Below are 20,170 nucleotides of genomic sequence, written 5' to 3'. Positions count from 1 at the left end.
GTGAGTGACCGGAGCGTGCAAGGAAAAATCCTTATGAGAAGTTTTTGGGTATATGGGGCGTTATGTGTCGCAATCCAAGTGTTGTCGGGATGCGGGTCTAATCCTGTAGCCGAAAATAAGACCGAAACGCAGCAAATGGCAAAAGTCACGCAATATGACCAATTGGTCGTTGCGTTTGGCGACAGCCTTTATGCTGGGTATCGCCTTGCACCACAAGAAGGGCTGGCGCCGGTATTGCAGGCGGCATTGCAGGCAGAGGGCATAAATGCCCGGGTGCACAATGCCGGCGTGTCGGGGGATACCACAGCAGCCGGAAAAGCACGGCTGGCCTTCGTGCTGGATAGTCTGGACCGAAAACCTGATCTGGTTGTGCTTGGACTTGGCGGCAATGACATGTTGCGCGGGATCAAGCCTACGGAAACCAAGGCCAATTTGACCGCGATGATGGACGAATTGAAACGCCGTGACATTCCGGTGGTGCTGACGGGCATGTTGGCCGCACCAAATTTAGGTGCCGATTATGTCAAATCTTTCAACGGGATTTTCCCCGATCTGGCCAATGCATATGGTGCGTCATTATATCCCTTTTTCCTCGACGGCGTGGTGACGGATCCGGCCTTAATGCTGCCGGACAATATCCATCCCAATGCCAAGGGTGTGTCGCGGGTTGTCGAAGGATTATCGCCGCTGGTCGAAGCTGCTTTGAAGCAGCAAGATGACGCTGTATTAGAAAAATAATACAGCTGGGGGCGGAAATGCTTGAAATGGTCGGGCATGCGTTCCATCTAAATTCATAATCAATGACAGAGGGATTTTTGGCCATGTCGAGTGAAACCGCAACCACGACCGTGCAAGAGCTGAAGCTTACACCGCCGGATCCTGTACCAACCGTCACGCCGCAACAGGCAATGGGCTTGGTCCCCGTGACCGATGAACAGCAAACAAAGTTGGCACAGCGGGTGGATGCCTATGTCGCGGATCTGATTGCGCAGGACGTTAACAGCCCTGAATTTGGCAAGCGGGTTGACCAGCTGACCAACATGGGGCGCAAGGAAATTATGGAGGCGTCGGCGCAGTCGAACCGCTTTCTGGATAAACCCATTCGCCGCATGGACGCTGAGTCTGGGGTTGGTGCCGACCTGGCCGAACTGCGCCGCGTTGTCGAAGATTTGGATCCTTCCAAAAAGGGCAATCTGATGACTAAGCAGAAGCTGTTTGGCATCATCCCTTTTGGCAATAAATTACGCAATTATTTCGACAGCTATCAAAGTTCACAAACGCATATCAGCTCAATCCTCGGGCGGCTTGGCAACGGCAAAGACGAACTGTTGATGGACAATGCTGCCATCGATGTGGAGCGTCAAAATCTGTGGGTTGCCATGGGCAAGCTCGAACAAATGATCGTCATGTCCAAGCAATTGGATGCAAAGCTGGAGGAAAAGGCGGCTGAATTGGAGTTATCCGATCCAGCCAAGTCGCGGGCGATAAAGGAAAGCGCATTATTCTATGTGCGGCAACGGACACAGGATTTGCTTACCCAAATGGCTGTGACGGTGCAGGGATATCTCGCGCTTGATCTTGTGAAGAAGAATAATGTCGAGCTGGTAAAAGGCGTTGACCGAGCATCGACCACGACGGTCGGGGCATTGCGGACGGCGGTGACGGTGGCACAGGCCATGACCAACCAAAAACTGGTATTGGACCAAATCACGTCGTTGAACACGACAACAGCGAATATCATCGACAGCACTGGAAAATTGCTGCGCGACAATACGGGGCGCATTCATGAACAGGCAGCGGCATCGACCATTCCGCTGGAAACATTAAGCCGTGCGTTCCAAAATATCTATGACACGATGGACGCTATTGATACGTTCAAGTTGAAGGCGCTCGACAGCATGAAGCAGACATCGGACGCGCTTGAGAAAGAAGTCGAAAAGTCCAAGGGCTACATCGCCCGTGCCGAAGGTCAGGCGCAGGCGGTGAAGGATAGCCAAGACACTGGTCTGCTCGCGGCTTTGGAGGGGTAAGCCGTGCCATATCTATCCATGAATGCATTGATCATATGAACAGCCCAGCATCAAACGCTAACGAGACGCTAAACGCGGCTGCGCGTTCGTTGCGCAATGTGCGGATGAAACCCATCGGTTCCAAATCGCAGGCGCTGCGCCGTGCGCATTTTTGGGGCAAGCTGAGCAAGGCGGTGGTCGCTGTCGGCGTGGTGTTGATTGGCGCTGGCATTGTTGGCGCGATTATCGACGGCATCGGCTTTTGGGGCGTGATGATTACCGGCATCGTCAGTGCGGCGGCGGCATATGTGTTGATGCGCTATCCCGAAATGCCCATGCCTACTGCGGAGAGCCTGCGCGTTACGGATTTGGCCACTTTGGCGGGCAAGACCGAAATCTGGTTGGAGGCGCAGCGTCCGGCGCTGCCTGCGCCAGCGGTAACGTTGATGCAGGATATTGGCTTGCGATTGGACCAGCTTGCGCCGCAATTGCAGACATTGGATGAAAACGACCCGGCAGCGCGCGAAGTGCGTAAGCTGGTGGGCGAACATCTGCCCGAACTTATTAACGGTTATAAGAAAATTCCGGATAGCCTGAAACACAAAGAACATGCGGGGAAAACACCCGCCCAGCAGCTTGTGGACGGATTGAAAACCATAGATCGCGAAATTGAAACCATGACCGGACAGATTTCACGCGGAGAGCTGGATAAGCTGGCGGTGCGTGGCCGTTATCTTGAAATGCGCTACGATAACAAAGAAGCACAGGGGCAGAACGTCTAACGGCTTTCACATAGCTAGGACGCCGTGTGCTGCACGAAATCTGAGGCGTTTGTGACGCGTAAAAGCGCCTGAATGAAGAGGAAACTATTCTGACGCTGTCGAAACTGAGCAGAGAATTTTTCGGAACGCTCGCCAACGGAGATAGCGTTGAAGCGATTACGCTGATGAACGCAAACGGCATGCGGGTGCGTATCATCAGCTATGGTGCGACCATATTATCGGTCCATGTGCCCGATGCGCAAGGCCGGTTTGCGGATGTGATAACGGGCTTTGATACGCTGGACGCCTATGTGGCGCATCTGCATTATTTCGGTTCTACCGTAGGGCGCGTCGCCAACCGCATATCGGGTGCGCGCTTTATGTTAGAGGGAAAAGAATATCTGGTTCCTGCCAATAATGCCGGCAATTCCTTGCATGGTGGCGATGTGGGATTTGACAAAGCCAACTGGACCATCACCGCCTGCGACGAAGATGCACTGTCGGTCACGCTTTCGCATTTTAGCCCAGATGGTGACCAAGGCTATCCTGGAAACCTATCCGTAACGGCGACCTACCAATTGCACGCGGACAACGCTCTATCGGTGCGGTATCAAGCGACCACAGATGCGCCAACTGTCGTAAATCTGTCTAACCATGCGTATTGGAATTTGGGCGGGGAGGGCAGCGCCTACGACGCAATGGACCATCTGTTGACGATCCATGCCGCGCATTATGTGCCCGTGGATGCCGCACTCATCCCGACCGGCGAGCGCCGCCCTGTGGCGGGCACCGCCTTTGATTTTCGCACAGCGAAGCCAATCGGTAAGTATATCGGAGATGTTGCTGATGCCCAAATGCGGCATGGGCATGGATATGACCATAATTGGGTCGTTGATGAGGTTGTTGCGCAACAGCCACGGCCGCAGGCGGTGTTGGAAGATCCCGTGTCGGGACGGACAATGACATTGCTGTCCAACCAACCCGGTCTGCAATTCTACTCCGGTAATTTTTTTGACGGTTCCATCGCGGGCAAGGCGGGCAAAAGCTATCACAAGGGTGATGCCATTGCTTTGGAACCGCAGATGTTTCCTGATGCGCCAAATCAAGCGTCTTTTGCGCCGATTTTACTCGTCCCCGGGGAGCGCTATGAAAATAGCATCATCTGGCGGTTCGGAACAAAAGCGGGGTCATTGCCCGATTAGCCGACAAATGCGCGTTCCAGCACATAAGTGCCGGGTTGCGATTGTGCGCCTTCAGTGAACCCAAGACTTTCCAAAAGTGCCCCAGTTTCCTTAATCATCGCCATGCTGCCGCAGAGCATGACGCGGTCAAATTCGGGGTCGAGCGGATAATCGCCACTTTCAATTCTCTGCGTGATGCGCCGATTTTCGCCTGTCCAAGTCGGACATTTGGTGACGGATGCGTCATAAATGAGCTTCTGCTTGGCTTCGTCTGCAACCAAGGGGTCATCCGCTAGCTGCGATTCCAGAACATCACGAAATGCCAGATCTTCGACTTGCCGGACAGTATGTTGCACGGTTATTTTTTCATAGCGTTCATAGGCTTCAGGATCACGAATGATTGACAGCCAAGGGGCCAATCCGGTTCCCGTGCCAATCAGATGCAGCCTTTTACCGGGCAGCAACGCGTCAAGCGTGAGCGTGCCGGTTGGTTTGGCGCCTAAAAGAATTTCGTCGCCGGGCTGGATTTTGCACAATTGGCTGGTGAGCGGACCATCTGGAACGATGATGCTTAAAAACTCCAGCGATTCATCCCAGAATGGCGAAGCCATGGAGTAAGCACGCATCAACGGCTTACCATTGACCATGAGACCAATCATGACGAATTGACCGCTCACAAAGCGAAATGAGGCCGGCCGTGACACCGAAAAGGAAAAAAGTCCCTTGTTCCAATGATGCGTGGTCAAAACCTTAACAGTCGAAAATGCCATTATTCACTCCATGTTTCAGGGCGCTCTTTGACGGCAATCGAGCAATTTACAATAGGGACATTTCTTTTATCGTCAAAAGCCAGCCTTGTTTTTGAGGTATGGCGGGTAAAATGACGCAGAAAGGCCTTCCTGAGAGCTATTCCTATCACCGGAATTGCCTGACGCCCCACATAAGCGCTAGCCAGTGTGCTTAACGCAAGATACAAGCCAGCCGAACAAAAAGCACCGGACGGGGTAATATGCTAACCACCTTCATTTCATGGACAAAACGCCATCCGAGATGGTCGGTGTTGATTGCGCTGGTGCTGCTTTTCATTGTGTATCGGATCGTTCGTCCAACGCCGCCTGATTATGAATATGTCAGCGAGGCTGTCACACGCGGCGACGTTATTCGTAAGGTTTCGGCCAGCGGTAAAGTGCGGGCGCTGAATACCATCAAGGTGGGCGCGGAAGTTTCGGGGCAAATCACCAAGGTATACGTCGATTTCAATTCACGCGTGCAAGCGGGGCAAGTGTTGGCAGAGATTGACCCTACGCGGGTGCGTGCGCGGGTCGAGCAGTCTGAGGCGCAAGTTGCCGTGGCACGCGCCAATCTGCAACAGACCGCCGCCAATGTGGCGCGTGCGCGGGCTGAGTTGGAAATTCAAGAGCGTGATTTTGATAGACAAAAGGCGCTGGCGGAACGCGGATTTGTATCAAAGGCTGGCCTTGATATTGCGCAAAGCAAGCTGAACAGCGCGCGCAACGCCGTGCAGGTCGCCTTGGCGCAAACGCAAAGCGGTGGCGCACAAATCCGGCAGGGCAATGCCGAGCTGTCGTCGGCGACACTAGACCTTAAGCGGACCGTGATTGTCGCCCCCGCGAGCGGGGTTATCATCAACAAATTGGTTGAGCCCGGCACAACGGTTGCGGCAAGTTTTCAAACGCCAAACCTGTTCGAAATTGCCGCAGATACAACGAAAATGCAGGTCGAGGCATCGGTCGATGAGGCCGATATCGGGCAGATTCGCGAAGGTCAGATGGTCAGCTTTACCGTCGATAGCTATCCCGATGATGTCTTCAAAGCCAAGGTCCGGCAAGTGCGACAAGCGCCAGTCGAGGCTCAGAATGTTGTCAGCTATCTTGTGATTATCGATGTCGATAATGTGAATGGAAAGCTGTTGCCGGGTATGACGGCCAATGTCGAAATCATCACGGATGTCCGGACCAATGTCACACGGGTTCCCACGAACGCGATGCGGTTTCGGCCGCGCTTGGCCGACCGGCCACAGCCCGCGGTAGAGAAGCCAGCGTCGGACACTACAAAAAAGGACAAAACCCTGCCCAAAGTATATCTGGTAGGGTCCGATCCTTATCGCCCCGAACGGCGCGTTATCCGGACGGGCTTGCAGGGTGAGGAATATACCGAGGTCGTTTCTGGCCTGAAAAAGGGCGATAAGGTGCTGGTGCGCACAAAGTCACTGAAGCCAAAGAAAGAAACCGACGAAAGCGCGGATGAAGATGACAACGCCGCTTCTTGAAACGCATAATCTGGTCAAGGATTATGCGATTGGCGGCGAAACTGTCCACGCGGTCAATAATGTGTCGTTGTCCATTTCGCGCGGTGAATTTGTCGCGATTATGGGAGCAAGTGGATCTGGCAAATCGACATTTATGAACATGATTGGTTGCCTTGATATTCCCACATCAGGCACGTTGTTGCTGGACGGGATTGATACCAAATCTCTGGATAGCGATGCGTTGGCGGAAATTCGCAACCGCAAGATAGGCTTCGTGTTTCAACAGTTCAATTTGCTCGCGCGGACCAGCGCGCTCGATAATGTTGCCGTTCCGCTCATCTATGCCGGGATAGGCTATGCCGAACGGCGCGCGCGCGCGCAAGACAAGTTGGAGGCCATGGGCCTTGCTAATCGCCTACAGAATACGCCCGCGAAGCTCTCAGGTGGTCAGCAGCAGCGTGTGGCCATCGCGCGGGCATTGGTGACGGATCCACTCATGCTACTGGCGGACGAACCAACGGGCGCGCTCGACACCCAAACATCCTTGGACATTATGGGTATTTTTCAGAAGTTGAATGACGACGGCATTACCGTTGTGCTTGTGACGCACGAACCCGATATCGCCGAATATGCCGCGCGGCGGATTGTCTTTCGCGACGGGCAGGTCATTGAGGACGCGGCGGTAAAGTCGCGCCGCAGAGCGAGTGTGGCATGAAAGACTTGCTTGCGTCGCTTGCCGGGTGGGGCGTGAATGTCGCGATTGCGCTGACGGCGTTGCGCACCAATTTAATGCGCTCCATCCTGACCACTTTGGGCGTGATGATTGGTGTGTTTTCGGTCATATTGGCGGTTGCAGTCGGTAACGGCGCGCAGGTTTCGGTGTCGCAGCAAATTGCGACTTTGGGATCGAACATGGCCATCGTTGTGCCGCAACCCGACAGCGGCAGCGGTCCCCCACGATCAACCGATCGCGGCAGATTGACCGAGCGCGACGGTGACGCAATCCTGCGCGAGGTTTCCGGTGTGAGCGCGGTGGCGCCGCAAATCCGAAGCAGCGTGCAGATTGTGACTCCAGGGCGCAGTGCAACGACGCAGGCGACGGGCGCGACTCCTGCATATGGCGCAGTCTCCAACGTCACGGCATCCGAAGGCCGATTTCTGTCACAGAGCGATGTCGGTTCGGCGGCGCGCGTCGCCGTAATCGGCGAAACCGTGGCCAACAAATTGTTCCCGGACACAAGTCCGGTAGGTGAAACTATTCGCATTAACCGGGTACCGTTTACCGTCATAGGCCTTCTCGAGAGTAAGGGCAGCAATTTGGGTAATGATAATGACGACCAAATCGTCGTGCCGATAACGACTTTGCGTCAACGTTTATTGACCACGGCTACGCAGGGACCTGACGATGTTACGTTGATCTTTGTCGGGTTTGAGGATGAAGATTCGCTGCTTACAGGGCAAAAGGAAATAGAGCGTCTCTTGCGCGATAGGTACCGTGTAGCAAAAGGCAAGATTAACCCGTTCACGGTGCGCACGACGACAGAAATTGCGGAAACCACCGGCGAAGTAACGCAAATTTTTCAGGCGGTGCTCGTTGCCATTGCATCGATTTCGCTGCTGGTCGGGGGGATCGGCATCATGAACATCATGCTGGTCAGTGTGACAGAGCGCACCCGTGAAATTGGGCTTCGCATGGCATTGGGCGCAAAGCGGAGCGACATTCGCAACCAGTTTCTGGTGGAGGCGGCTGTTTTGTGCGTAATCGGCGGTGCTATCGGTCTGTCACTCGCCATTTTGGCGGCCTCTATTTTTGAGCGCTTGGCCGAATTTCCGGCACCCATTGGCCTTGATACGGCGATAATGGCGGTCGCTTTTTCCGCCATTATCGGCCTTGTTTTCGGCGGCTATCCGGCTATTCGCGCATCGCGGCTCTCCCCGATTGAGGCGCTAAGAAGCGAATAGCGGATACCCTTGCGCTATCCGCTTAATCAGCGCGTCGGCAAATAGACCGGAGCCGATGGACCAAGCGGAATTTCGGCCGCGACCCAAACCCCAACGAGCGCCATGCCAATTAACAATAATCCAATGGAATAAGGAAGCATCGTGGCGGCCAGGCTGCCGATGCCAAAGTCCTTTACCCAGCGTTGGCAAAAAACGAGAATGAGCGGGAAGTAGACCATTAATGGTGTGATGATATTCGTTGCTCCGTCGCCGACCCGATATGCTGCTGTCGTCATTTCGGCGCTAACGCCTAACAGCATCAGCATGGGGATGAGTACGGGTGCCAACAGTGCCCACTTTGCACTGGCCGACCCTATGAATAGGTTTAGCGCAGCCGTGAATAACACCACCAGAATGAGCAATAGCGGGGCAGGCAATGCCAATGCGTGTAGCCCATCCGAGCCATGGACAGCAGTTATGAGGCCAAGATTGGACCAACCAAACATAGCTACGAAATGCGCAATGGCAAAAGCAAGAACTAGAAAATAGGCCATATCTGCCATAGATTCTGACATCATGCGGACCACGTCACGGTGGTTCTTGACGATACCCGTTGCGCGGCCGTAAGCCCAACCAGCAAGTAAGAACAATATCATGAACCCTGCGACAAGTGACTGATAAAATGGTGTAAGCTGTGCCTCTGGTGTCGCGGTTTCATCTATTAATGGCGTGTCCGGGCCAAGCGTCATAAGCACCCAAAGCGCAACGACCCCTATGCTTGCCAGACCGGCATGACGAAGCCCCTTTCGTTGATCCGAAGAGAGCGGCTGGCTAATCTCGGTTTCAGAAACGCCCCGCGCATCCATAGCTGCGCCAGCGACAACGGCATTTGCACCTTCGGCCCGATATGTGCCAAGACGCGGTTCGACAATTTTGTCAGTGACATACCAAATCACCGGTAAAAAAACGATTGTCATACCAACAATAAAATACCAGTTTCCTGCGATATTCGCCTGCCAATCTGGAAACACGGTATTGGCCGCCGACTGGGTGATGCCGAACAACAACGCGTCCAACTGACCCGGAAAAAGATTGGCAGAAAAGCCACCTGAAACACCTGCGAAAGCCGCTGCTATTCCAGCGATAGGGTGACGCCCCGCAGCGGCGTAGATTACGCCAGCTAAGGGGATGAGTACGACATAGGCCGCGTCAGCAGCTAAATTGCCCATCATCGCAACCAGGGCAACAATCGGGGTTAATAGATATGTCGGGGCGTTTGCGACACCCGCGCGCATAGCGGCGCCGAACAAACCTGACTTTTCAGCCACGCCTGCACCCAACATGACCACTAAGACATATCCAAGCGGGTGGAATGATGTAAATGTCTTGGGCATTTCAACCCATAAATTGCGGATATTGTCCGCTGACAAAAGGCTGGTTGCGGCAATGACTTTCTTCGCACCTGTCTCGGGATCGATTTCTGTTGGATGTATCGCCGACCAATTCATCGCCGCGCCGAACACCGATAGCAATATGAGCCCAGCAATCAGATATAGAAAGAGAAAGACGGGGTCGGGCAACTTGTTGCCACCCCTTTCAATCCAGCTTAGAAATTTGCTGTGTCCTATAGCTTTCCCTGCATCCGCCCGCATAACATCGGCTCCCTCAATGTTACCCCCATATTTGATGTAACATTATTACAAGCACTGACAAGAGGATTTACCAACTTTAGATGATGGTTCCCCGGTAAGGATTCGAACCTCAATAGACGGAGTCAGAGTCCGTAGTCTTACCGTTAGACGACCGGGGAGCAGGGCGTACCTGGGCCTATATGCCTGAGGCCATAGCCGGTCAACCCGCTGAATCAGGCGGTTGCCGATGGTGAATTCAAAAATCTTGAAACTTTGTCGCTCTGCGCGTAGCGTCCACTTCAGGTACCGGCGGCACATTCGCTCGGATAGAAAATAAGAAGTGAGTTATCGGCCATGGGCGAAAATGTCGCGCCATCGCCGCAAAAAGGACGTGGGCGAAAACGTAAAAAGCCGCCCCGTCGCAAAAATGCGGCACCCAAGGCTGCAATGGTGCAGCAGACTTCGGTCGAGGGCGCGGTGCGTCTCGATACGACGAAGACTATGAGTCAAGTTAGCTACGGCGGGCAACAGGGCGACAAGTCTGCGTTGCGCCGAAATTGGCTTGAACGAACCGCCTATGCGGCGCTTGACCTTGGCACAAACAATTGCCGGTTGCTGATCGCGCGGGCAGGTGGCGACGATTTTACAGTCGTGGACGCGTTTTCGCGCGTAGTCCGTTTGGGGGAGGGAATGACCGCGACGGGCCGCATGAGCGAAGAAGCCATGGACCGCGCGGTTGAGGCGCTATCTGTATGTGCTGAAAAGTTAAAAAAGCGTAATGTGGTGCTGGCCCGATCTGTTGCCACCGAGGCCTGCCGTCAGGCCGTGAACGGGGTGCAGTTTATCGAGCGGGTGAAACGTGAGACGGGCATCCATCTTGATATTATCAGCCCAAAGGAAGAGGCGCGGCTGGCTGTGATGGGATGCTACGCTTTGTTGGAACAGGGCGAAGGGCCCGCGCTGATTTTTGATATTGGTGGAGGTTCAACCGAACTGGTTCTTGTGTCTACCCAAAATGTGGTTCCTGAAATTCTCGATTGGGTGAGCGTGCCTTGGGGTGTCGTATCGTTGACCGAAAGCGAACGTACGGACGGCGACAGTCCCGAACAGTTAAAGGCAAGCTACCAATCCATGCGTGACAAAGTCATGGCCAGCTTTGCCGACTTTGCGGCCCGTTTACCCGAAGATGCTGGCGATCGTCGTCTGTTAGGGACATCTGGGACTGTCACAACGCTCGCTAGCGTCTATCTGAAGCTGAGCAGCTATGACCGGCGTGCCGTGGACGGATTACATCTGCCAACCTCTGCCATGCGCGATATCAGCCGCGAACTGGCACATCGTAACATTGCCGGACGCGCCGAATTTCCGACGATTGGTCAAGAGCGCGCCGATTTGGTAGTGGCCGGTTGTGCGATATTGGAATCCATTTTTGACATATGGCCCGGCGAACGGCTGGGTGTGGCAGATCGCGGCATTCGCGAGGGTATATTGCGTGCGCTGATGGCCAGCGACGCCAAGCGCCGCAATCGGCGGAATTGAGACATGGCAGATAATCTTTTTGGTGGTAAAAATTCCGGTCGGACACTGGCTGGCAAACAAAAGGTCAAAACAGCCAAGCGGCGCACGGCAGGGTCGACGCGTTGGCTGGAACGGCAATTGAATGACCCATATGTGAAGCGCGCGCATGGCGAAGGCTATCGTAGCCGTGCAGCATATAAGCTGGTCGAGCTGGACGAAAAATTCCATATTTTGCGGGGCAAAAAGGCGGTCGTTGATTTGGGCGTTGCACCCGGTGGATGGGCGCAGGTTGTGCGTCGGCAGCAACCAAAGGCCGCCATTGTCGGCATTGATCTATTGCCCGTTGACCCGCTTGAGGGAGTCATCCTGCTTGAAATGGATTTCATGCATGACAGCGCGCCAGACCGGTTGATCGCCGAACTAGGCACAGCGCCAGACCTGATTTTGTCAGATATGGCAGCCAATACCGTCGGCCATAAGCAGACCGACCATTTGCGCACGATGGGCCTTGTTGAGGCTGCGGTGGATTTTGCAATCAAGGTCCTTGTGCCGGGCGGTGATTTTGTTGCGAAGGTGTTCGCAGGCGGTACCGATCCAGCAATGTTGAGCATCCTGAAGACAAACTTTACGACGGTTAAACACGCAAAGCCGCCCGCAAGCCGCAAGGGTTCAGTTGAATGGTATGTAATTGCTCAAGGGAAAAAGGGCTAATCAGCCCTTTTGACGGGCCTTTTCGACGGCGCGTTTCAAAGCCTCGTAGCCCAACGCGCCCTCCAATATCTGATCACCGATAATGAATGTGGGCGTGCCGTTGAAACCGATTTGCTGCATAAACGCTAAGTTGCGTTCAATTTCTTGACTTGCCTGCGGAGAGGCTGCGAAGGCGCGGGCCGCGGCGATATCTAGCCCTGCCTTGCGCGCGGCGGCCGCTATATTCGCGGCGTCAGCGCGGCCACCTGCAAATAATGCATCATGAAATGCCTTGTGCTTGTCTTGGCGTGCTGCCGCAAGCGCCCATAAGGCCGCGTCGCGGCTAGATTGGCTGAGTATCGGCAATTCGCGATAAACCAAGCGGATATTACCATCGCTTTTCAGCAAGCGCTGGACATCGGGCACACTCGCCCGACAAAATCCGCAATTATAGTCGGTGAATTCGACAATCGTCACATCGCCCTTAGGGTTACCCGCTTCTGCTCCGGGGAAGGGCTTGGTGATCTCATTTCCTGCAGCGGATAGGCGTTGTGCGATTTCGCGTTGCTGGAGAATGGCGACAGCGTCGGTTATGATTTCTGGATTTTCGAGGATATAGGCTTTCACCAATGCCTCTGTCGCCTTGCGATTGGCGGGCGACATGCCAGCAGCAGCAACAGCCTCGTCGGCCGATTTTGCAGCGTCTTCGGCGACAGGTGCTGCATCAGAAGGGCGAACCGTGACGGCGCTTGGCCAGAAGATATAGGCCGCTAAGGCAAGTAAAATCGCTAATCCTGTAATGATGGCTGCGATGATAATCCGGCGAGTTGGAGCTTGTTCATTCATAGATATTGATTAGCTGCGCCACGCATATTCTGCCAGCTTTTTAGCGTCGGCGCTTCTTCAACCGTGCAAGCTGTGCCTCGGCCACCATATTGATATCCTGCGCGCGGATCCAATCCGGTGAAAATTCGGGCAGCCCAGCCATTGCGGTTTGCGCATTAGATAACGCGAATTGTGGTGCGCCTTCCATCATATAGCGTTCCGCGCTGGCGAGTGCGGCGCGCGCCGTGTCACCTTTTTGTGCATAGACAACGCCAAGCTGATACCATGCGAAGGGGTTTTGGTTATCTTTGGTGACGGCGGCTTTTAACACCTGCGCCGCTTCATCCAGTTGCGTTTTGTCTTCTGTAGCGATCAATGCATGTCCGAATATGGCGGCGATTAATGGCTGGTTGCCAGTCAGGTTCACGGCTTTGCGCAATGGTGCGATCGCATCGGCAGGGCGCCCCGATTCCAACAAAATCTGTCCATGTAGTTCAAGGAAATAGGGATCTTCGGGCGCTGAGGCGACAAGGGCAGATGATTCATCCAGCGCTTTTTGCGGATAAGCCGACTTGTGCCAGGCATATGCGCGGGCATAGCGGCCAGGCACGGATTTGTCGGACTCAGGATAATCCCGCATCGTCGCCGTTGGGTCAGCGAGATAGCCAGTTAACTTTGCTTTGACGCGCTTGAAATCACTTTCCCATTTGGGGTTAAGCGGCGCGTTCCACGCAGGGTCTGCTGCATATGTGTCTTCCAGAATCGCAATACGCTCACCGGATAAAGGGTGCGTGCGGCCGTAGCTATCCTCTTGCGGGATGCCGAGGCGGAATTCAAAATTTTGCAGCTTTTTGAAGAAGCTTATTGAACCGCGGCCTGATATCCCTGCCTTTGACAAATATTGCGCACCTGACGCATCGGCAGTCCCTTCTTGTCCGCGGCTGTAAGCTAAGAACTTGCCCATCGCGGCCTGCTGACCTGCCGACAATATTCCCATGCCTGCCTCGCCTGCACCCGCCGCAATGGCCGCTGCTGCGAGAATGAGGCTAGCGATGCTAATGCCGCTAGCGGCTGAGACACCCTCGTCAAAGCGCACGACATGGCCTCCGACAATATGACCTAGCTCGTGCGCAATCACGCCTTGGACTTCATTTGCGGTTGTTGCTGCGTCGATTAAGCCACTGTGGATGTAAACTGCTTGCCCGCCCGCGACGAAGGCATTGATTGACTTGTCATTGATCAGGATGATGTCGACATTTTTGGGATCAAGTCCTGCCGCCTCAATTAACGGCGCGGAAATTTCTTCGAAAAAGGCTTCGGTTTCCGCATCGCGCAAAATCGACTGGGCCATGACGGGGTGCACGGACACCATAACAGCAAGAAGCAGGACAAATATTGCCCGGACGGCGCGAAGCGTAAAATAACCCATGTTTGTTGAATGGCCCGAACTGCATGAACGCGCAATGAAGAAATGAGACAAAAAGAAGCCCCGCCAGTCAGGGACGGGCGGGGCTTTATTAACGTAATTCAAGTCGCTTCTTAGCCAAAGGTGCGTTGCCACCAACCAGTGCGGGGCGTGCCATCTTCAGGGGCGCTGTCCGCTTGCATGGATGCTACATCTTTCGCAGTATCTTTTGCGGCTGCTTTTTTGAGTGGGGCTTTAGCCTTTGGTGCTTCGACCGCTTCTGCAACCGGAGTTTCCGCAACAGCAGGTGTTGCCTTGGCCTTGGCGCGTGGCTTGGCTGGGGCTTTTGCCTTTGCAGCAGGTGCCGCAACAGCAGCCTCTGCAGGCGCGTCTGTAGCTGCATCAACAACCGCGTCAGCCTTTGGCTTAGCGCGGCTGCGGCGCTTGGGCTTGGCGTCGGCTTCTTGCGCAACGTCTGGCGCTGCAGGCACTTCGGCCTCGACAGGTGCTGATGTTTCAACAATTACATCAGCGCCGGTTTCCTGACGGTCGCGACCTCGGCCACCGCGACGTCCACGACGCGCCTTTGGCTTCGCATCCGAAGCAGCTTCAGCTTCAGGGGTTTGGCCTATCTCATTGTTTTCAGTGCGCTCTGCCGCATTCTCATTTCCGCCTGCAACAGCATCTTCGCCTTCAGGACGACCGTCACGGTCGCGGCCTTTGCCACCACGGCGACCACGCCGACGCTTGCGTTTACGGCCTTCGCCGCCTTCGCCTTCTTCGCGTGGACGCTCTTCACGGGCGCGACGTGGTTCACGCGCGGTTTCCTCGAGTGCTTCACCCTCGTCGTCGAAATCTTCGATGTCGTCTTCAATGTCGTCATCATCGAGGTCGATAATCGGCGGTAGTTCTGCTGGACGCTCTGGACGCGGGCCGGAACTGGAAACAGAAAGCTTCGCACCCTCGGTCTCGCCATTGGGGACTATCAAGATGCGGACATGATAGCGATCTTCGATCGCGGCCAATTCTGCGCGCTTGTTGTTGAGACAATAAATAGTTGCTTCTTGGCTTGCTTGCAAAACGATCTGGTTGCCTTGACCCTTTGCGGCCTCGTCCTCGATAAGACGCAGCGCGGACAATGCCGCCGACGATGCGGTGCGGACAAGGCCAGTGCCTTCGCAATGTGGACATTCGCGGGTCGATGCCTCCAAAACGCCTGTGCGCAAACGCTGACGGCTCATTTCCATGAGGCCAAAGCTCGAGATGCGGCCTACCTGAATACGGGCGCGGTCATGCTTTAACGCCTCTTTCATCGCGCGCTCGACTTTGCGGGCGTTTGAATGATGCTCCATGTCAATAAAGTCGATGACGACAAGTCCGGCCATATCGCGCAAGCGCAACTGACGAGCAATTTCGCGCGCGGCTTCCAAATTGGTTGAAAGCGCGGTTTGCTCAATGCCATGTTCTTTGGTCGAACGGCCTGAGTTGATATCGATCGAAACCAAGGCTTCGGTCGGGTTGATCACAATGTAGCCGCCGGATTTCAATTGAACGATCGGCTGGTACATCGCGTTCAACTGATCTTCGACATGATAACGCTGGAACAAGGGAACAGGGTCGGCATAATGCTGCACACGCTTTGCGTGGCTTGGCATAAGCAACTTCATAAAGTCCTTGGCCGCCTTATACCCATCGGGCCCTTCAACGAACACCTCGTCAATATCTTTATTGTAGATATCGCGGATAGCCCGTTTGATAAGGTCGCTGTCGGTGTGGATCAGCATGGGCGCCGCACCGCGCAAGGTACGCTCACGGATTTCGTCCCACAAGCGCGCCAGATAATCAAAATCACGCTTAATTTCCGGCTTTGTCCGGGCAAGCCCAGCGGTCCGGATGATGCAACCCATTGTTGATGGCAAGGTAAGGTCGGAAATGATCGTTTTTAGACGCTTACGGTCGGCTGCGCTATGGATTTTACGGCTGATACCACCGCCATGCGAAGTGTTGGGCATCAAGACGCAATAACGGCCAGCAAGGCTGAGATAGGTCGTCAGCGCAGCGCCCTTGTTACCGCGCTCTTCCTTAACGACTTGAACGAGCAAAACTTGACGGCGATGGATCACGTCTTGGATTTTGTACCGGCGGCGCAAGTTCATGCGCTTTGCGCGCACTTCATCACTTGCCTTAGGCGCACGGCCCTCGCCATTGCGTCCGCCACGTCCACGCCGGCGGCGGTTGTTACGACCGTTCTCGCCCTGCTGGTCGCCACGTTCGTTCTCGTCGAGATCGTCGCCGTTACCGCCAAGGTCGGGCTCTTCACCTTCCGTCATGTCGATGGTATCGATGCTGTCATCGCTATCGACTTCGATTAGGTCCGTTGCGTCCTCGTCGCGTTCCGCTGAGCCCTGCATAATGTCGGAGGGCTCGTCGCTTTCTTCCTCTTCCTGCTCACGCAGGGCAGCTTCTTCCGCAGCGGCTTCAGCTTCTTCGGCTAACAACCGGTCGCGATCTTCCCGCGGAATTTGGTAATAATCAGGGTGAATTTCGGCAAATGCCAAGAACCCATGGCGGTTGCCGCCATAATCGACGAAAGCTGCCTGCAGCGATGGTTCGACCCTGGTTACTTTTGCGAGGTAGATATTGCCTTTGAGCTGCTTGTGCTCAGCCGATTCAAAATCGAATTCCTCAATCTGGTTTCCTGTTACGACTGCGACCCGGGTTTCTTCCCGGTGACGCGCGTCGATAAGCATACGCGTTGTCATGTAATTTACTCCAGCGAGCACGGCAGCCGAATGTTAGCCGAAGGCCGCTCGCTTCATTGTTGATACGTTGCCAGGCCGGACGCTCAGCGTTCCAGTCGGCAAAGTGATATGGTGGAATGGTTAAAAATGCGTCTGCTGCTTGTGCATGGCGGGCGTGTATCGCGCGCGCTTGATTTCCAACCCATGCGCCATGCCCTAACCGGGCGGCGTTGGTGGAAATATCATGCCTCATGTAGCGTCAACCTGTTAAATTGCCGAGCGTAAACACCGAACGGCGGACTATCGGGACATTCATAAGAAGTCCTTGTAGTTATTCGCTAGCACTCCCGCATGTTGTCGGCAAGAGCATCCCGCGATTTAGCCTGTTATTACGACACATAGTCTATCATTTTTGTATAATTGATTGGCTGGCATAGGGTTTTGTAAAAAAATTCCTGCTTGAAAGGTGGCATTAAAGCAATGGAGCGGATCCCCGCTTCTGGTCGTCGCTACAGGAAAGCGCATAGTCGCAAGGGCGCTGTTTCATGTCATTCAAGTCCATTTCGCACAGCAGAATGCGTCACGTTAAACGGGTTTGTGCTTACATTCGCATACATTTGCTGATTTACATTCTGGACCTGTCCAGCAAATCGGCTAGATAGGGCACGTAATGGATACCCAAACCCCATCTGCCGAAAAGCCGACAACGATCAGTTACCGGCTGAAACGCGACGCTGAAGATTTCGTGACCCGCTGGCAGGGATGGTGGCAAAACAAGCGTTTTCGTTTGGCCACATACGCGGCGGGCGCATTGTTTGTATTGCTCCTCATATTCTGGGTGTTGTTCGCCCGTAATCTTCCCGATGCAGAAGCGCTCATAGAATATGAATCGCCGCTGCCAACTGTGGTGCGCGATATCAACGGTGAGCCGTTTCACAGTTATGCGCGGGAACGGCGCGTTCAATTGGAATATGCGGACTTCCCGAAAACGTTAATACACGCCTATCTCGCGGCGGAAGACAAAACGTTTTTCAGCCATGGCGGGATTGATTATCCAGGTATCGTGTCAGCCATTTTTGACAATATTTTTAGCGATAAGCGGTCGCGTGGCGCATCGACCATTACCCAACAGGTTGCCAAAAATCTGCTTTTGACCAACGAATATAGTTATACGCGCAAGGTCAAAGAGGCCATCTTAGCGAAGCGCATCGAAAGCGCGCTGACCAAGCCTCAGATTTTGTCGCTCTACCTTAATGAAATTGCACTTGGGCGCCAATCTTTCGGGGTTGAGGCCGCGGCGCAGGCTTATTTCGGGAAAAGCGTTGATCAGCTTTTACTGCATGAAATGGCCTTTCTCGCCATCCTTCCAAAGGCACCGGAACGTTATGGGCGTGCCAAAAATGCTGACCTCGCGATGTCCCGCCGTAATTGGGTGTTGGGCGAAATGCGCGCAAACGGGTGGATCACCGATGCGCAGCTTGCGACCGCGCGTGCCCAACCGCTTGGCCTCGTAACGCAACGCGGCACCGCGTATAAAAATGTTGGCGGTTATTTTGCAGAAGAAGTGCGTCGTCAGCTTATCGAAAAATTTGGAGAAACCGACGAGGCGGGGCCATATAGCGTATATTCGGGCGGCCTTTGGGTTCGCTCCTCCATGCATCCCGAGCAACAAATTGCGGCGACGAAGGCGCTGCGGGATGGCTTGCTGCGCTACAATGCGGGTAAGGCGTGGAAAGCCAATTTGGGCACAATTGACGTTAGCGATGACAAATGGCCATCCCGCTTTGCGTCGACCAATATTGCTATCGATTATGCCAATTGGCGCGCTGGCGTTGCACTTGGCAAAGGGCGCGTTGGATTTGCCGATGGTTCGACCGCACGCCTTGATGGCGGCCCTGCTGCGATGAAAGCAGGCGATGTGATCGCAGTTGCACCTAATGGCACGAACAGCTTTGTTGTCCGCAGCGTGCCAGAAGTCGGTGGCGGCATGATTGTCCAAAACCCTTTCAATGGCCGTGTGCTGGCGGTGCAAGGTGGCTTCGACAATCGTATATCCAGCTTCAACCGTGCGACACAGGCACAGCGGCAACCGGGTTCAACCATTAAACCTTTTGTTTATGCAACGGCGCTCGACAATGGAATGACGCCAACATCGATTATCGTCGATGGGCCTTATTGCGTATGGCAAGGCGCGAACTTAGGCCAAAAATGCTTTCGCAATTTTACAGGTGGCGGGGCAGGGCCGCAAACCATGCGTTGGGGCCTTGAACAATCGCGCAACCTGATGACGGTCCGGGCGGCGGCTGAATCGGGCATGGACAATGTGACGGACACTTTGCGGGATATGTCGATTGGTGATTATCCTGATTATCTCTCTTATGCGCTGGGTGCAGGGGACACGACCGTATTGAAAATGGTCAACGCTTATTCGATGCTGGTCAATCATGGCCGTGAATTGAAGCCGACATTCATTGACTTCGCACAAAATCGTAAAGGCAAGGTTATTTGGCCAGCCAAGTGGAAGCCATGTAAGGGGTGTCGCGCGCCCGATTGGGATGGCAGGCCAATGCCGCGTTTCGCGCCTGCGGGCAAACAAGTCATGGACCCGATCACGGCGTATCAAGTCGTGCATATGTTGGAAGGCGTGATTCAACGCGGCACCGCCGTCACCTTGCGCGAACTGAACCGGCCATTATTCGGCAAAACCGGAACAACCACTGGTCCAACAAATGTCTGGTTCATTGGCGGATCGCCGCATTTGGTTGCGGGCCTCTATCTGGGCTTTGACCAGCCACGAAATATGGGTGGATATGCGCAGGGAAGCTCACTTGCCGCGCCCATTTTTAAACAATTCGCACGGACTGCTATGGCCGATATGCCTAAGACACCGTTCATTGCGCCTGCCGGCACACGGCTTGTCCGCGTGGATCGCAGAAGTGGCAAGCGTGTTTATGGTGCTTGGCCGAGTGATGACCCTCTGAGCCCAGTCATCTGGGAGGCGTTTAAGGCCGAGACCGAACCAAAGCGATCCATCCGTCAGGAAGAATTGGCCGCGCGTGATGACAAGCCAAAGAAAGCGGATGAAACGCAGTCTGTCGGTGCTGTCGGTGCAGCCAATGCCCCAAGTGCAAGTGTCGGGACGAAGCGTGACCAAGAATTTATCCAGCAAGAGGGCGGAATTTATTAAGCGATGTGCTTG

The 20,170-nt window shown here is 54.4% G+C and carries 15 protein-coding genes and 1 tRNA gene; 10 read left to right on the top strand and 6 right to left on the bottom strand.

The window, feature by feature from the left end:
• Positions 1-33: 33 nt before the first annotated feature.
• From D7D48_RS06560 to D7D48_RS06545, 4 genes are all read left to right on the top strand, one after another.
• Positions 34-738 carry an arylesterase gene (locus D7D48_RS06560; RefSeq protein WP_125230514.1) on the top strand — a complete coding sequence of 235 codons (705 nt, stop codon included), beginning with the start codon at positions 34-36 and terminating at the stop codon, positions 736-738.
• A gap of 83 nt (positions 739-821) precedes the next feature.
• A complete protein-coding gene (locus D7D48_RS06555; protein WP_125230513.1) occupies positions 822-2,030 on the top strand; it encodes a toxic anion resistance protein in 1,209 nt (402 codons plus the stop codon).
• A 35-nt stretch (positions 2,031-2,065) separates the two neighbouring features.
• Complete coding sequence (locus D7D48_RS06550; RefSeq protein WP_125230512.1) at positions 2,066-2,791, top strand: hypothetical protein; 726 nt, start codon at positions 2,066-2,068, stop codon at positions 2,789-2,791.
• Positions 2,792-2,859: 68 nt separating this feature from the next.
• Complete coding sequence (locus D7D48_RS06545) at positions 2,860-3,972, top strand: aldose epimerase family protein (RefSeq protein WP_342769820.1); 1,113 nt, start codon at positions 2,860-2,862, stop codon at positions 3,970-3,972.
• Here D7D48_RS06545 and D7D48_RS06540 read toward each other — a convergent pair.
• Positions 3,969-4,721: a ferredoxin--NADP reductase gene (locus tag D7D48_RS06540; protein ID WP_125230510.1), complete on the bottom strand. Its 753-nt coding sequence runs from the start codon at positions 4,719-4,721 to the stop codon at positions 3,969-3,971. The two genes, D7D48_RS06545 and D7D48_RS06540, sit on opposite strands and share 4 nt — an antisense overlap.
• Before the next feature lie 239 nt (positions 4,722-4,960).
• Here D7D48_RS06540 and D7D48_RS06535 point away from each other — a divergent pair, with 239 nt between their 5' ends.
• The 3 genes from D7D48_RS06535 to D7D48_RS06525 are packed head-to-tail and all read left to right on the top strand — an operon-like array spanning position 4,961 to position 8,182.
• Positions 4,961-6,241, top strand: a complete 1,281-nt coding sequence (locus D7D48_RS06535) for an efflux RND transporter periplasmic adaptor subunit (RefSeq protein ID WP_125230509.1) — start codon at positions 4,961-4,963, stop codon at positions 6,239-6,241.
• Positions 6,222-6,935 (top strand): ABC transporter ATP-binding protein, encoded by a 714-nt coding sequence (locus D7D48_RS06530; protein WP_125230508.1) that lies wholly within the window; start codon positions 6,222-6,224, stop codon positions 6,933-6,935. The genes D7D48_RS06535 and D7D48_RS06530 overlap by 20 nt, the downstream gene beginning before the upstream one ends.
• Entirely contained in the window at positions 6,932-8,182 is a 1,251-nt protein-coding gene (locus D7D48_RS06525) for an ABC transporter permease (protein ID WP_125230507.1), read from the top strand. Before D7D48_RS06530 ends, D7D48_RS06525 begins: the two co-directional genes overlap by 4 nt.
• Positions 8,183-8,208: 26 nt before the next feature.
• Here D7D48_RS06525 and D7D48_RS06520 read toward each other — a convergent pair whose 3' ends face one another.
• Together D7D48_RS06520 and D7D48_RS06515 are read right to left on the bottom strand one after the other, a co-directional pair.
• Positions 8,209-9,813 (bottom strand): AbgT family transporter, encoded by a 1,605-nt coding sequence (locus D7D48_RS06520; RefSeq protein ID WP_125230506.1) that lies wholly within the window; start codon positions 9,811-9,813, stop codon positions 8,209-8,211.
• Positions 9,814-9,897: 84 nt separating this feature from the next.
• A tRNA-Gln gene (locus tag D7D48_RS06515) sits at positions 9,898-9,971 on the bottom strand.
• Positions 9,972-10,146: 175 nt separating this feature from the next.
• Between D7D48_RS06515 and D7D48_RS06510 the strand changes: the two genes are divergently transcribed.
• Both D7D48_RS06510 and D7D48_RS06505 read left to right on the top strand, forming a co-directional pair.
• The gene (locus tag D7D48_RS06510) at positions 10,147-11,331 is read left to right on the top strand and encodes a Ppx/GppA phosphatase family protein (protein ID WP_425452529.1); all 1,185 of its coding nucleotides are present in this window, start codon (positions 10,147-10,149) and stop codon (positions 11,329-11,331) included.
• A gap of 3 nt (positions 11,332-11,334) precedes the next feature.
• Positions 11,335-12,021, top strand: coding sequence for an RlmE family RNA methyltransferase (locus D7D48_RS06505; protein WP_125230505.1), 687 nt, complete (start codon positions 11,335-11,337; stop codon positions 12,019-12,021).
• On the opposite strand, the gene D7D48_RS06500 is transcribed toward D7D48_RS06505, so the two are convergent.
• From D7D48_RS06500 to D7D48_RS06490, 3 genes are all read right to left on the bottom strand, one after another.
• The gene (locus D7D48_RS06500) at positions 12,022-12,846 is read right to left on the bottom strand and encodes a DsbA family protein (protein ID WP_125230504.1); all 825 of its coding nucleotides are present in this window, start codon (positions 12,844-12,846) and stop codon (positions 12,022-12,024) included.
• 40 nt (positions 12,847-12,886) lie between these two features.
• Complete coding sequence (locus tag D7D48_RS06495) at positions 12,887-14,254, bottom strand: M48 family metalloprotease (protein WP_125230503.1); 1,368 nt, start codon at positions 14,252-14,254, stop codon at positions 12,887-12,889.
• 110 nt (positions 14,255-14,364) lie between these two features.
• A complete protein-coding gene (locus tag D7D48_RS06490; RefSeq protein ID WP_185739794.1) occupies positions 14,365-16,992 on the bottom strand; it encodes an Rne/Rng family ribonuclease in 2,628 nt (875 codons plus the stop codon).
• A gap of 649 nt (positions 16,993-17,641) precedes the next feature.
• Between D7D48_RS06490 and D7D48_RS06485 the strand changes: the two genes are divergently transcribed.
• Positions 17,642-20,158, top strand: a complete 2,517-nt coding sequence (locus D7D48_RS06485) for a penicillin-binding protein 1A (RefSeq protein WP_125230502.1) — start codon at positions 17,642-17,644, stop codon at positions 20,156-20,158.
• The last annotated feature ends 12 nt before the right edge of the window (positions 20,159-20,170 follow it).

The organism is Sphingorhabdus wooponensis, from assembly GCF_003933235.1.
Taxonomy (GTDB): Bacteria; Pseudomonadota; Alphaproteobacteria; order Sphingomonadales; family Sphingomonadaceae; genus Sphingorhabdus_B; species Sphingorhabdus_B wooponensis.
Note: the sequence above shows the minus strand (reverse complement) of the source record. Positions and strands in the feature narration are given on the sequence as shown.